This is a genomic window from Nocardia sp. NPDC055002, from assembly GCF_053608825.1.
Map to the genome: position 1 here is coordinate 1,146,682 of NZ_JBSGWE010000001.1, position 13,988 is coordinate 1,160,669.

At 66.0% G+C, this 13,988-nt stretch carries 13 protein-coding genes; 5 read left to right on the forward strand and 8 right to left on the reverse strand.

Annotation, left to right across the window (positions count from 1 at the left end):
• The first annotated feature begins 103 nt into the window (after positions 1–103).
• On the forward strand, positions 104–1,675 hold the full coding sequence (locus tag ACWF99_RS05485) for a GMC family oxidoreductase (RefSeq protein WP_452534865.1): 1,572 nt from the start codon (positions 104–106) through the stop codon (positions 1,673–1,675).
• On the forward strand, positions 1,672–3,375 hold the full coding sequence (locus ACWF99_RS05490; RefSeq protein ID WP_452534867.1) for an aldehyde dehydrogenase family protein: 1,704 nt from the start codon (positions 1,672–1,674) through the stop codon (positions 3,373–3,375). Before ACWF99_RS05485 ends, ACWF99_RS05490 begins: the two co-directional genes overlap by 4 nt.
• Positions 3,376–3,453: 78 nt before the next feature.
• Here the strand turns inward: ACWF99_RS05490 and ACWF99_RS05495 are convergent, their stop codons facing one another.
• A complete protein-coding gene (locus ACWF99_RS05495) occupies positions 3,454–3,927 on the reverse strand; it encodes a MarR family winged helix-turn-helix transcriptional regulator (RefSeq protein ID WP_378630766.1) in 474 nt (157 codons plus the stop codon).
• Positions 3,928–4,063: 136 nt separating this feature from the next.
• Here ACWF99_RS05495 and ACWF99_RS05500 point away from each other — a divergent pair, with 136 nt between their 5' ends.
• Together ACWF99_RS05500 and ACWF99_RS05505 are read left to right on the forward strand one after the other, a co-directional pair.
• Positions 4,064–4,900 carry an SDR family oxidoreductase gene (locus ACWF99_RS05500; protein WP_452534869.1) on the forward strand — a complete coding sequence of 279 codons (837 nt, stop codon included), beginning with the start codon at positions 4,064–4,066 and terminating at the stop codon, positions 4,898–4,900.
• Between the two features lie 53 nt (positions 4,901–4,953).
• Positions 4,954–5,457 (forward strand): SRPBCC family protein, encoded by a 504-nt coding sequence (locus tag ACWF99_RS05505; protein ID WP_378630764.1) that lies wholly within the window; start codon positions 4,954–4,956, stop codon positions 5,455–5,457.
• Between the two features lie 30 nt (positions 5,458–5,487).
• Here ACWF99_RS05505 and ACWF99_RS05510 read toward each other — a convergent pair whose 3' ends face one another.
• The 7 genes from ACWF99_RS05510 to lpdA all read right to left on the reverse strand — a co-directional run bounded on the left by ACWF99_RS05510 (position 5,488) and on the right by lpdA (position 12,828).
• The gene (locus tag ACWF99_RS05510; protein ID WP_452534871.1) at positions 5,488–6,300 is read right to left on the reverse strand and encodes an alpha/beta fold hydrolase; all 813 of its coding nucleotides are present in this window, start codon (positions 6,298–6,300) and stop codon (positions 5,488–5,490) included.
• A 194-nt stretch (positions 6,301–6,494) separates the two neighbouring features.
• On the reverse strand, positions 6,495–7,145 hold the full coding sequence (locus ACWF99_RS05515) for a 2'-5' RNA ligase family protein (protein WP_452534873.1): 651 nt from the start codon (positions 7,143–7,145) through the stop codon (positions 6,495–6,497).
• Positions 7,142–7,615 (reverse strand): hypothetical protein, encoded by a 474-nt coding sequence (locus tag ACWF99_RS05520; RefSeq protein ID WP_452534874.1) that lies wholly within the window; start codon positions 7,613–7,615, stop codon positions 7,142–7,144. The genes ACWF99_RS05515 and ACWF99_RS05520 overlap by 4 nt, the downstream gene beginning before the upstream one ends.
• A 367-nt stretch (positions 7,616–7,982) precedes the next feature.
• Positions 7,983–9,242 (reverse strand): dihydrolipoamide acetyltransferase family protein, encoded by a 1,260-nt coding sequence (locus ACWF99_RS05525; protein ID WP_452534876.1) that lies wholly within the window; start codon positions 9,240–9,242, stop codon positions 7,983–7,985.
• 26 nt (positions 9,243–9,268) lie between these two features.
• Complete coding sequence (locus ACWF99_RS05530; RefSeq protein WP_452534878.1) at positions 9,269–10,252, reverse strand: alpha-ketoacid dehydrogenase subunit beta; 984 nt, start codon at positions 10,250–10,252, stop codon at positions 9,269–9,271.
• Positions 10,253–10,271: 19 nt separating this feature from the next.
• Positions 10,272–11,369, reverse strand: a complete 1,098-nt coding sequence (pdhA, locus tag ACWF99_RS05535; protein ID WP_452534879.1) for a pyruvate dehydrogenase (acetyl-transferring) E1 component subunit alpha — start codon at positions 11,367–11,369, stop codon at positions 10,272–10,274.
• Positions 11,370–11,379: 10 nt separating this feature from the next.
• Complete coding sequence (gene lpdA / locus ACWF99_RS05540; RefSeq protein ID WP_378630748.1) at positions 11,380–12,828, reverse strand: dihydrolipoyl dehydrogenase; 1,449 nt, start codon at positions 12,826–12,828, stop codon at positions 11,380–11,382.
• 365 nt (positions 12,829–13,193) lie between these two features.
• Between lpdA and ACWF99_RS05545 the strand changes: the two genes are divergently transcribed.
• A complete protein-coding gene (locus ACWF99_RS05545) occupies positions 13,194–13,697 on the forward strand; it encodes a hypothetical protein (protein ID WP_452534882.1) in 504 nt (167 codons plus the stop codon).
• Positions 13,698–13,988: the final 291 nt, after the last annotated feature.

The window sequence follows — 13,988 nt, forward strand, 5'->3', positions numbered from 1 at the left end:
GGTCACGGTTATCCGCAGCGCCGGTCCATAGGCTGCCCGCCCGCCGTCGGCCACGATCGACGTACGTGATCCACCTCACTACATCGCAGCGAGAGGCATTGCAATGTATGACTACGTCATCGTCGGCGCGGGTTCGGCAGGCGCCGTGTTGGCCGCCAGACTTTCCGAGGATCCGGCGGTATCGGTCGCCGTCATCGAAGCCGGGCCGGCCGACAGCGCCGACGAGATCCATATCCCGGCCGCGTTCGGCGCCTTGTTCAAGAGCGAGTGGGACTGGGATCTCGATACCGAACCCGAACCGCAGCTGGGCGGCCGGCGCGCGTACCTGCCCCGCGGCCGGATGCTGGGCGGATCGAGCTCGATGAACGCGATGATCTACATCCGGGGCAACCGTGCCGACTACGATGCCTGGGCCGCGGCCGGTGCCGAGGGGTGGTCCTACGACGATGTCCTGCCGTATTTCCAGCGAGCCGAGGACAACGAACGGGGCAAGGACGCCTATCACGGCGCCGGCGGGCCACTGCGGGTCTCGGAGAGCCGCTCACAGCACGCCATTGCCGGCGCCTTCGTCGAGGCGGCCGAGCAGGCCGGGTACGCGCGCAACGAAGACTTCAACGGCGCAACACAATTGGGCGTGGGCCGCTACCAGGTGACCCAGCGCGACGGCATGCGGTGCAGCACAGCCGTCGCCTATCTGCATCCGGCGATGACACGGCCGAACCTGACCGTCATCACCGGCGCGCTCGCCCACAAGGTGCTGTTCGAGGGCGATCGGGCGGTCGGCGTCGAGATCAGCCGTGGCGGCGAGGTCGACACGGTCCGTGCCGAACGCGAAGTCATCCTCTCCGGCGGCACCTACGGATCGGCGCATCTGTTGCTGCTGTCGGGCGTCGGTCCCGCGGATGAGCTCGCGCTGTTCCAGATCGAGGTGGTGCGCGACCTTCCGGTCGGCGAGAACCTGCAAGACCACTACATGACGCTGGTCAACTACCGCACCGACACCGAGTCGCTGATGACCGCGTTGTCGCCGGAGAACCTCGCGTTGTTGCAGGAGCAGGGCCGTGGTCCGCTCACCTCGAACATCGGTGAGGCGGGCGGATTCTTCGAGACGAGGTCCGGCCTGGAAGGTCCGGACGTGCAGTTCCACCTGGCACCGGTGTTGTTCCACGAGGAGGGACTCGGCGCACCCGTCGCGCACGGATTCGCCTTGGGACCCTGCGTGCTCCATCCGACGAGCGTCGGCAAACTGATGCTCCGTTCGGCCGCGCCGACCACCGCGCCGAGAATCGTGCACAACTACCTCGCCACCGACGAGGACCGGCGCAGCATTGTCGCGGGTCTGCGCATCGCCCTCGACATCGCGGGCCGGGCCGCTCTCGCCGAACACATCACCGCGGACTTCGTTGCCCCCGAGTCGGATTCGGAGGAAGACCTGCTCGCCTTCGCCCGCCGATACGGCCAGACGCTGTATCACCCGACATCGACGTGTGCCATCGGGTCGGTCGTCGACAGCCGGCTGCGGGTGCTCGGCCTCCAGGGCTTGCGCGTCGTCGACGCGTCGGTGATGCCCACGGTCGTGCGCGGCAACACGAACGCGCCGACCATCATGATCGCGGAGAAGGCCGCCGATCTCATTCGCGAAGATGCCGTCGCCACCACCGGAGGATCGAAATGACCAGCACAGCAACGACAATCGACGCCGCGATCGAGGCATTGGCCGAGGGCGCGGTGCGGTGGGCGGCGACTCCGCTCACCGACCGTCGCCTGCTGCTGCAGCAGGTGCACGACCTGACCGAGCAACACGCGCAGGACTGGGTAGACATCGCCCTCGGCATCAAGGGCCTGCCGAAGGATTCGCCCCTGGTCGGCGAGGAATGGGTCAGCGGGCCCTATCCGGTGATCACCGGGACCGGTGCGTTGATCGAGAGCCTCGCCGCGCTCGACGCCGGTCGTAGCCCGGTCGACGGCTTCGAGATCACCTCGGCGCCGGGCAACCGGTCGGCCGTGCACGTACTTCCGCACGGGATCTTCGATCGGCTGCTGCTCAACGGCTTCACCGCCGAGGTGTGGACCAAGCCCGATGTCGACGCCGAAACCGTCCGGGGGCGAGCCGGTTTGGGCGCACGCGCACCACACAAGGCAGGCGGTGTCGGCGTCGTGCTCGGCGCCGGGAACATCTTCTCCATTCCGCCACTGGACCTGCTGTACCAGTTGATCGCGGACAACCGGGTCGTGGCACTGAAGCTCAACCCCATCACCGACCCGCTGCTTCCGGTGTTCGAGCGCATCTTCGCCCCGCTGATCGATCGGGGGTTCTTGCGAATCCTCACCGGTGGCGCCGATATCGGCACCGCGCTGGTCAACCATCCCGACGTGGCCTCGGTGCACATGACCGGCAGCAGCAACACCCACGACGCCATCGTGTTCGGCCGGGGAGCCGAAGGCGCGCAACGCAAAGCAGCGAACACGCCGCTGCTGACGAAACCGATCACCAGCGAACTCGGCGGCGTCTCACCCACCATCGTGATCCCCGGGCACTGGTCGGAGGCGGATCTGAAGTTCCAGGCCGAACACCTCGCGACGCAGCGACTGCACAACAACGGGTACAACTGTGTCGCGTCCCAGGTCGCCATCGTGAGCGCGGACTGGCCGCAGAAGCAGAAGTTCCTCGCCGAACTGCGAGCGGCGTTCGAGCGGGCACCCGGGCGACCGGCGTATTACCCGGGCAGCGAGAGTCGAGTGGCCAACGCGCGCAAGGAATATCCGCAGGCACAGCGCATCGGCCCGAACAACGACCGCACGCTGGTGCTCGGAATCTCGCCGTCGAAGGACGAACCAGCGCTGCGCGAGGAGTACTTCTCCCCCGTTTTCGGTGTCACCGAACTGCCCGGCACCGGGTCGGAGTTCCTGCGCGCCGCGGTCGAGGTCTCGAACGAGCAGTTCATCGGCACTCTGGGCGTGAACATCATCGCCCACCCGAAGACGCTGCGTCAGCTCGGCGCCGCGCTCGATGAGGCGATCGCCGACCTTCGCTACGGCACCGTCGCGATCAACGCCTGGACCGGAGTCGGCTACCTGACCGCCCGCGCGAGCTGGGGTGCGTTCCCCGGCCACACCCTCGACGATGTGCAGAGCGGTATCGGCGTGGTACACAACGCGCTGCTGATCGAAGACCCCGAACGCACTGTCGTCCGTGGGCCGTTCCGACCCGCGCCGAGGTCGATCACGCGCGGTGAATTCACGTTGGCCCCCAAGCCGCCCTGGTTCGTGACGAACAAGACCGCCGCCACCACCGGCCGTCTGCTGGCCTATTTCTCGGCCGCGCCGGGGTGGTCCAAGCTACCGGCGATCTTCGCCTCCGCCCTACGCGGCTAGCTGTTCGCCGCAGCGATGAGAACCCGTTCCACCGGATCGACCGGCACCGAGATCCGGTGGAACGCTATCGCGCGGGGGTCAGCGTTGCCGCACGGCATCGTAGGCCCGCGGCAACGCTTCGCCGGAATTCATCGCCAGCAACGCTTGGTGCAAGTTCGCGCGCTGATCCTGATCCAGACCGTCGAAGAGGTCGTCGTTCAGCGTGCGGACGAGCTCGTCGGCCTGCTCGACGGCACGCATTCCCTGCTCGGTGATCTCGACGAGAAACCGGCGACGGTCGCGGTGATCGCGAATCCTGGCGGCCAGGCCCGCCGATTCCAGATGGTCGATCGCGGCGACCATGGTGGTCGAGTCGATGCGCAGCCGGGTTCCCAGTTCGAGCTGAGAGCTGGCCTGGTCGCCTGCCAGCACTTTCAAGATCATGAAGTGTCTGGTCCGCAGGCCCAGGGTGGCGAGCCGATCCTCGCTCACGCGGAACATCACCTGCCCGAGCTTGATCAGCAGGCAGCTGGTGTGGTCGGCGACCATGTCCGGGATCAACGGTTCGGTCACTGGTGGGAAACCTCGATTTCTGGGCTGGACAGCAGAGCCGATCGTAGTCGGCGCCGCACCCATGTCGATCATCGGCAGCCATCCACACCGATAATCGCTACAGATAATAGTTCGTACTACTGATAGTCTGCCCGGCATGGCGTCAGAATTCATCCAGAAGATCGACCTTGCCGACAAGGTCGTCGTCGTCGCGGGCGGCACCAGCGGCATCAATCTCGGTGTGGCCGAGGACTTCGCGCGGGCCGGTGCCCGGGTGGCCGTGTTGAGCCGCTCCGCGGACAAGGTTGACGCGGCCGTGGAACGGCTGCGCGAGCTCGGGGCCGAAGCATTCGGCGGGAGCGCCGATGTCCGCGACTACAACGCGACCGAGGCCGTGCTGCAATCGGTGCACGAGCAGTTCGGCGACTTCGACGTGATGATCTCCGGTGCGGCGGGCAACTTCCCCGCCGCCGCCGTCGGCATGTCCGCCAACGGATTCAAGTCGGTCGTCGACATCGACCTGCTCGGCACCTACAACGTCCTGCGCGCGAGCTACCAGTTCCTGCGCAAGCCCGGCGCCTCCGTCATCAACATCTCGGCACCGCAGTCGGAGCTGCCGACCATCACCCAGGCGCACGTGTGTGCCGCCAAGGCCGGCGTCGACATGCTCACCAAGGTCCTGGCGATGGAGTGGGGCCCGTTCGGCATCCGCGTCAACGGTGTGATCCCGGGCCCGATCGATGGCACCGAGGGCATGGCCCGGCTGGCCCCGACCGAGCAGGACCGGTCCCTGGTCACCGGCAGCGTGCCGCTGCGCCGCTACGGCACCCCCCGCGATGTCGCCAACGTCTGCCGATTCCTGGCTTCCCCGCTGGCCGACTACGTCTCCGGCGTTGTGCTTCCGGCCGACGGCGGGTGGGTCCTCGGTGGCGCGTCGCAGGCGATGGGCGTCATCGGGCAGCCGCTTCTCGACGCCGCGCACCAGGGTCGATAGCCCCCAGACCCGCCACGTGAGGACAGCACCGCATTTCGGATAGGTTCGAGTCCATGAGCCGCACCACGACCGTCTTCGACAGCATCGACATCGCTGCCGATCCGGTGTCCATCTATCAGCAGGTCAGCGATCCGACACTGATGGGTCGGTGGAGCCCGGAGAACCGTGGCGCGAAGGTTGCCCAACCGCGCGAGTCCACCTATGTGGGAATGGAATTCGAAGGGTTGAACAAGCGTGGCGGTGCTCGCTGGGTGACCCGCTGCGTGGTGATCGCGGCCGAGCCGGGGAAACGGTTCGCGTTCCGGGTGGAGGCGATCGGCGTCCGGCGGCCGTGGATCCGGGCGGGCATCGCGACCTGGGAATACCGATTCGAGCCGGACAACGGTGGCACCCGGGTCACCGAGACCTGGCACGACGATCGCAAGTCATGGCCGAACGCGGCGGTTCAGGTCTTCGACCGGGTCGTCACCGGCGGCGACACCTTCGTGGAATTCCAGCGCAAGAACATCCGCCGCACGCTGCGCAACCTCAAGCAGCAGCTGGAGTCGAAGGACTGAACGCGGGCGTCGGAGGGTCCTGCCGTCTTCCTACCGGTCGGCGTCAGGGCTCGCCGCCGGCACGCCCGTCACGGTGGGCACGGCACCCGTCGTCGCCAGGATCGTCGCGGCGACCAGTTTCGGATCGTCGATCATCGGCACATGTCCGACGCCCGGCAAGATCTCGAAGCGGGCCTGCGGGAAACGCTCCTGGGCGATGCGGCCATTGACCGCCGGCGGCAGGATCGCATCCTTCTCCGACCAGGCCAGGGTGATCGGACACGGCAACTCCGGCACCGACGCGATCTGCTCCCTGGTGTCGAGCACGTCTTCGGTGACCGTGCACCCGATGAGGTCGGCGGCCGCTGTCATCGCCTGTGCCGGCGTCAAACGGTCAGCGCGACAAGCGATATCGCGCAGCGCGAGCCGCCGGACCACCGCCGACCGCAGGACCACCGGTTGAACTGGGCGCGACAGCTGGACCAAGGCGCCCATGCGGCGCAGCTTCCTGACCGCGTCGGTCTGTCCATGACCACCACCATCCCAGAACCCCGCAGGCGAGAGCGCGCAGACGCTCAACGCCCGACCCCGCAACGCGAGCTCGATGGCCATCCACCCGCCGAGCGAGTTCCCCGCGAGATGAGCCTTCGCGATACCCCGCTCGTCCAGCATCCGCTCCGCCGCGTCGACGATGTCGCGCACCTTGACCGGGCGCTCCCGCACCGTCGGCCCGCCCCGATGCCCGAGCGCGGTCGGAGCGATCACGTCGTGATGATCGGTCAAGCACGGAACGACGTCCTCCCACGCCGCCGCCGACATGGTGACGCCATGGAACAGGACAATCGAAGACTTACCGGAACTCATGGGCAGATGCTACTCACCGCCGGTCAGCCGATGGGCAACGTTCGCGGTCGACCCAATTCCTTCAATGCAGCGCCCCAGGACCGCGCCGAGTCCTCCGTCGATATGGACGAAGCGCACGCCCCACCGGGACAACTTGTCGACAGCCTCGCGGATTGCTGGAAACGCCATCTGCTCTGGCTTCACGGTCGACGGCACTAACCCGGGAGCCCCGCTTCGGCCAAACCGCTTCGACTGTCCCGACCCAGTTCGATCCGTTCGATGACATCCCATATATAGGAGTTGTCCCGAAGTTCGAGCGAAACCAGCACGGCCTCGGTGGTCACGACATCGAAGCCGTAGATAGCACTGCCAGCCGTCGCTGCAGTCGTGGCAGCCACCTCTTCCAGACCTTCGAAAACCGGGTACGCGATCGTCACATGGGGATCCGATGTTGATTCCTTCAGCGACGCGTGCGGCAAGACGGAGATCGTTGCCGCTCGTAGCGTGTCGCGAAGCTCCATCACCGGCGCCGCGGGTGAGATCACGAAGCCGATCGCACCACGAATGTTGGTCAGCCGATCGACGGACAAGCTGAACGGGCCCAGGTCTCGGCAGGCATGCTGCGCGGCTTCCGCAATAGAAGCACGTTGCTCGAAGGTGCACGTGTACGGGCGTGAGATTCGATCCAACGTCAGGTGGAGTCCGTCGGGCGGCGTGGTCTTGAAGTACGCCGGATCGATGGCCTGCTGGCATTCTTTGGTCCGCGAATGAAGTTCCGGAGCGTGATCGAAGGTCAAGAACCAGTAGTAGCCGAGCGGGCCGTTTTCGAGCGGACGGGGTCGCAGGCTGTCCGAGTTTCCGGTCACTTGTCGCCGTCCTTACTGGCCAGCGCATCCCGGACGCCCTTCAACTGCGAGGTATCCCCCCACCTGTCGGCCACGTCACGGAGAAATTCCGAAGCTCGGCGCTGAACCTGGGCCATAGGCTTGTCTGGCGAAGTGTCCAGAGCATCGTGCATTATCGCCACTGCAGCATCCAGGTCGGCATCTTCGGCCAAGACATGCGAGCGGGCCACGTCGATGATCACCAGCGACCTACCCCACGGCGAGTTCGTGTTGTTCATGTCCGCCAACGCGAGCTCCGCATACTGTTCGACCTTGTCCGGCATCGCCAACGACAGATACGATGTCGCGGCATTTCCAGCCACCTGCGCCGCACTGTAGCTTCCCAGAGAGATGCTGGATGGCACTCCATCCGGGGCACTATCGCACGCGACCAGCTCGTATGCCCGGTCCACCGTGCGTCGTACGCCGTCGGTATCGCCGAGCTTACCCATTGCTCGCGCGACTCCGTTGATCGCTAGTCTTACGCTTTGCGGCCCATCTTCGGCGCGAGCGAGGCCGTCTCGAGCATAGTCCAACGCTCGTTCGTACCTCCCTGCGTAGTACTCACAGAAGCTTTGCAGCCCACGCGCCCATGCTGTGAGGTTAGCGTTCTGCGCATTGTCCCCCAGATGGAAAGACTCCAGACAGTAAGCCCGTGCCATCGAATAATGGCCAGTCCCGACGGCGATATAGCCGAGCAGTCCCGAAGTTTCGCTGGCGATGTCGTAACCATCGCAGACAGTACGGCTCGCGTGCGACTCATCCAGCGCCGACAGTCGGCCTCCGCAGACGCATATCCGCAGAGGCCGAGTGTCCTTGTTACGTCACGATCCGTAGCGGGTTTTCGATGAGCTCCTTCAGGGTTGCCAGGAATTGGGCTGCGATCGCGCCGTCGATGGCACGGTGGTCTGCGGACATGGTGACGCGAAGGATCTTGCGGGCGACAACCTCGTCGTTGTCGAGGCGGAGTTCGTCGGCGGCAGCTCCTACGGCGAGGATCGCGGATTCAGGTGAGTTGATGACCGCGGTGAATTGCTCGATGCCGAACATGCCGAGGTTGGAGATGGTGAAGGTGCCGCCCGACATGTCCTCGGCGCGGAGCTTGCGATCGCGGGCGCGGGTCGCCTTGTCACGGCTCTCGGTCGCGATCTCGGAGACGCTCTTGCGGTCGGCGTCACGGATGACCGGGACGAGGAGTCCGACCGGGGTCGCTACCGCGACGCCGATGTGGATTCCCTTGTGGCGCAACAGCTTGTCGCCCGCGAAACTGACATTGACCGAGGGGTCCTTGCGCAGCGCGGTCGCGACCGCTTTGACGAGCAGGTCATTCACGCTGACCTTGCTGTCGCCCGCAGCGTCCAGGGTGGCGTTGATCCGTGCGCGGAAGGCGAACAGCTCGGTCACGTCGATCGCGCTGGTCAGGTAGAAGTGCGGTGCCTGCTGCTTGCTCTCGGTGAGCCGAGCTGCCGAGACGCGCTGAATGTTGGTCAGCGCGACCTCCTCGAACTCCCCCGATTCCGGAACAGGCTGCACAGCAACCGGACTCACGTCACGCGGGGGCGTCACGATGGCAGCGGGCGCCGGAGCGTTGTGGGCCGCCTCCACGTCCCGTTTCGTGACCCGCCCACCGGGGCCGGTGCCCACGACGGAGTCCATATCGACCTGCAACTCGCGGGCGATCTTGCGGGCGAGCGGCGAGGACTTCACCACGCCGGCCCTCGGCGCGACCGAGACGGTGTCGGTGTGCGAAACGCGCTGTGGCTCAGCGCCTCGGACCGACGAGCCGGCATCAGATGACACGGCGCCGGACTGCGTCACCGCGGCAGAATCCGCAGTCGAGGCGGTGCCGTCGCCGACGATCGCGATCGGTTCACCGATCGCGACCCGGACGCCCGGCTCGGCGAGGATCTTCTCGAGCACTCCGTCGTCGTAGGCTTCGAGTTCCATCAGCGCTTTGTCGGTTTCGATCTCGGCGACGATCTCGCCGCGGGTGATCTGGTCGCCGACCTGCTTGAGCCAGGCGGAGACGACGCCGTCCTCCATGGTGTCGGAGAGCCGGGGCATGACGATTTCGGGCATGATCTTGTCCGTCCTGTTCCTGGTTCTCAGCGCCGCCGGCCGACAGCGGTCAGGGTTTCCGTCACCGCGGTATAGAGCGATTCCGCGGACGGCAAGGCGAGCTTCTCCAGCGGCTTGGCATAGGGCAGCGGGACCTCGGCCATGGCGACACGACGCACCGGCGCGTCGAGGTAGTCGAAGGCACCGTCGGAGATGGAGGCCGCGATTTCCGCGCCGATGCCGTAGGTGAGCCAGTCGTCCTCGCCGATCACCGCGCATCCGGTCTTGCGGACCGAGGCCACGATGGTGTCGCGATCCAGTGGACGCAAGCTGCGCAGGTCGATCACCTCCACCGAAATCCCTTCGCCCGCAAGGCGTTGGGCGACCTCGGTCGCGACGGTGGCCATGCGGGAGTAGCCGATCAGCGTGATGTCGGTGCCTTCTCGGGTGACCGCCGCCTTGCCGATCTGGACAGGCGCAAGATCCTCGGGCACTTCGCCTTTGGTGTTGTAGAGCGACAGATTCTCCAGGAACAGCACCGGATCGTCGTCGGAGATCGCGGCCTTGAGCAAGGCCCGCGCGTCAGCGGGAGTGCTGGGCGCCACGACCTTCAGACCGGGCACGAAGGCGTAGTACAACTCGATGTTCTGCGAGTGCGTCGCCCCGAGTTGCTGGCCGCCGCCACCGGGAGTCCGGATCACCATGGGCACATTGGTCTGCCCGCCGAACATGCCGTAGATCTTCGCGGCGTGGTTGACGATCTGGTCCAGCGCCAGCAGCGAGAAGTTGATCGTCATGATCTCCACGACCGGGCGCAATCCGAGCATCGCGGCGCCGATCGCCGCACCGACGAAACCTTCCTCGGCGATGGGGGTGTCGCGTACTCGCTTCTCGCCGAACTCCTCGAGCAGGCCGGCGGTGATCTTGTAGGAGCCTTCGAAGACGCCGATCTCCTCACCGATCAGAAAAACGTCGTCATCGCGTCGCATCTCTTCGCGCAGGGTTTCGCGCAGCGCTTCGCGATAGGTCATGACAGGCACAGTGGAGTCCTCAGTGGGTGAAGAGCGGATCGGCGGGCAGACGGCGGGAATCGCCCGGCACCGGGGTGGCGTAGGTGTAGTCGAACAGGCTCGACGGCTCCGGATGCGGGCTCGAATCGGCGAATTCGACGGCGGCGGCGACACCGTCGGCCACCTCGCGGTCGAGATCGGCCAGCGACGCTTCGGTGAGCACACCGGCGGCGAGCAAACGCTGCTGCCACAGCACGATCGGATCGTGTTCACGCACCGTGGCAACGGTTTCGGTGCTGCGGTATTTGGCCGGGTCGACCACCGAGTGGCCCTTGAGCCGGTAGCTCACCGCTTCGAGCAGTGCGGGTTTGCCTTCCCGGCGGGCACCTTCGATGAGCTCGCTCGCCAGGTCGCGCACGGCCAGCACATCGGTGCCGTCCACCCGTTCGCCGCGCATGCGATAGGCGGCGGCGCGCTTCCACAGATCCGGTTCGGCCGAGGACTTCTCGACCGTGGTACCCATGCCGGTCTGGTTGTTGATCACCAGGAACACCACCGGCAGCCGCCACAGCGCCGCGATGTTGAGCGATTCGTGGAAGGCGCCGATATTGGTGGTGCCCTCCCCCATCTGACACACCACGACGTCGTCGCCGTCGTGGTAGTCGATGGCCAGCGCCGCACCGATGGCCAGGGGAACCTGCCCGCCCACGATGGCGTAGCCGCCCAGCAGCCGGGTCGCGGTGTCGTACATGTGCATCGAGCCGCCCCACCCCTTGGAGGTGCCGGTCGAGCGGCCGTAGAGCTCCGCCATCACGCGACCCGGTTCGATGCCCTTGGCCAGTGCGTATCCGTGTTCGCGATAGTTGGTGAACAGGTAGTCGGTGGGGCGCATCGCCGCGCCCAGGCCGACGACCGTGGCTTCCTCGCCGAGGTTGAGATGGCAGTAGCCGCCGATCTTGGCCTGCTGGTAGCTCTGCGCGGTGCGCTCCTCGAAGCGCCGGATGAACAGCATGTCGCGGTAGAGACCACGCAGGGTCTCGGGATTCTCGGCCGCGACAGCGGAGTCGACATCCGAAGCGGGCGTGGTGGTTTCGGCCGGCTTGCGGGCGGGCTTGCTCCGCGCGGTGGTCGTGGTCATGTCGAGCTCCTCAACGCTTGCGTGGCGCGATGTGTACCGGCAGTCCGAGTCCGGCCATGGCCGCCTCCATGCCGATTTCGCCGAGAGTGGGGTGGGCGTGGATGGTGTCGGCCAGCTCGTCGAGCGTGGCTTCCAGCGAGATCGCCAGCGCGCCCTCGGCGATCAGATCGCTGGCGGACGGGCCGATGATGTGCACACCGAGCACTTCCTGATGTGTCTGCCCCGCAACGATTTTGATGAACCCCTCGGTCTCGCCGAAGGTCTTCGCCCGGCCCAGTGCCGCGAATGGGAATTTGGCGGTGATCACCTCATGGCCCGCCGCGCGGGCGGCGTCCTCGGTGAGACCGACGCTCGCGATCTCCGGGTGGGTGAACGTCGCGGCCGGGATGACCGTGTAGTCGATGTGGGTGTCGTGCCCGGCGATCACCTCGGCCGCGGTGATGCCCTGGTGGGAGGCGACGTGGGCGAGCAGGGCCCGGCCGGTCACGTCGCCGATGGCGTAGACGTGCTCGACGCCGGTTCGCAGCCGGTTGTCGACCTCGATGAAACCGCGCGCATCCGTGGCGATTCCGGCCACATCGAGGCCGAGTTCCGCGGTGTTGGGGCGCCGCCCGACGCCGACGAGTACGACATCGGCGTCGAGTTCCTGCGCCGCCGGGCCGCCGACCGTCACCCGCAGCGCGTCGCCCTCGGTGATCGCCGTGACGGTGGCGCCGGTGAGCACGGTGATGCCACGCGTGCGCAACGATCGGCCGAGTGCGTGGCCGATCTCCTTGTCCTCCAACGGAACCAGGCGATCCTGCATCTCCACGACCGTGACCTGGCTGCCGAACGTGGCGAACAGGCTGGCCCATTCCGCGCCGACCGCGCTGCCGCCGATGACCACCAACCGGCGCGGCACCTCGGTGAGCCCGAACGCGCCGTCGGAGGTGACGACGCCGGGCAATCCCGCGCCCGGGATCGGCAGCTGCGCGGGCACCGAACCGGTCGCGACGATCACATCGCGCGCGCTCACCCGGCGCATCGCCGTTCCGGCGGGCGCGGCGTAGCGGGGGCCGCCGTCGAAGATCGGTGAGGCGCCCACTTCGTGGACCTCCACGACAGTCGGTTCGACGAACCGGGCATGACCCTCGATGACCGTGACACCGTTGGCCTTCAGCAGGCCCGCGACACCGTCGGTCAGTTCTTTGACGATGGAGTCCTTGCGCTGGCGGACCGCACCGAAGTCGTAGCGCACATTGTCTGCGTGAACACCGAATTCCGCTGCGGTGGTGAGAGTCTGGAAGACCTCCGCCGAGCGGAGCATCGCCTTGGTGGGGATGCAACCCCAGTTCAGGCACACGCCGCCAGGGCGCTCCTTCTCCACCACACAGACCTTCAGGCCGCGTTGCGCGGCACGGATGGCGGCCACGTATCCGCCCGGTCCACCACCGATCACCAATAGATCGAATTCCAGCACTCGTGGTGCTCCTCAGCTCGAACGATCAACCCATCCACGGTCGTGGCTTGGATCATCTGTCGAGTCTCACGGTCCACAAATGCACAAACAACCAACCGACAGCCCAGAAATCAGAGCTCGAAAATGGGCGCAGCGCCCAACCGGTTACCGCGCGCGGCAACCCGGCACCATCCCATCAACGGGGTGGAGCTCTCCACACCACCGCTATGACCAGGCCTGCCCATTACCTGGATCAGGTCGCATCGAACCGCGGCAATCCCCCTGGTCGCCCGGCCCAAACCGAGCAGAGGATCGTAGAACTGCGGTTGCGACTCGTAGATTTACATCATCGGACGTATCGTTGATCGAACGATCCGGGGGGACCAATGACCACTGCGATATTGGCAGCCACAGCGGCGATCATCGGCGTCGCCGTTGGCAGGTTGTGGGACAGCCGTGCAGAATCGGCGCGATGGCATCGCGATCAGCGGCTCGCGAGCTACCAGCGTCTAGCCGAAGCATTCCGGACTAGCTACGACGATGCCCAACGCATCGCTTTCGCCGACCCCAACAGCGACGAGTTCGCGGAGATGGTCCGGACAATCAACGTGCAAAGCAATCACTTCTGGCATGACGCCCTCAGCGCTGTGTGGTTTCACGGTTCATCTGGTGCTGTTGCAACAGCAACTGGCCTCGACCGGGCGCTGATCGCACTTCACGAGAACGCGGGCCGGGCGATGTTCAGTGATGCTGACTGGGGCCGCGCTCGGACTCCCACTCGTCGAGCCTTCGAGCAGTTCATCGAGTCCGTACGATCTGAACTCGGTCAACCACCAGTACCGCACCAATTCTACGAAGACACTGCGACACCACGGCCAAGCCTCGAATAACCTCGTGCAGCGCTATTTGATCTTGCGTGCAGGCCAGCCCTAGGGCCATGTTTGCGAATCCCAATGGTCAAGCGACGCAGTTGATCAACTGCGTCAGCCAGTAGCTGAGCCAGATCAGATGGGGCTTACCTGTCGCGAAGTTCGCAGGGCCGAAAATTCAGCTTCGCTGGAATGCGTCGAGGTCCTCGCGAGCGTGAACGCCGACGTCGGCGCGTTTGCGCAAGTACCGCCGCAGTAGCCGTCGGTGTTCACGTTCAGGCCGCACCGCCGCGGCACTTACCGTGGATCGAT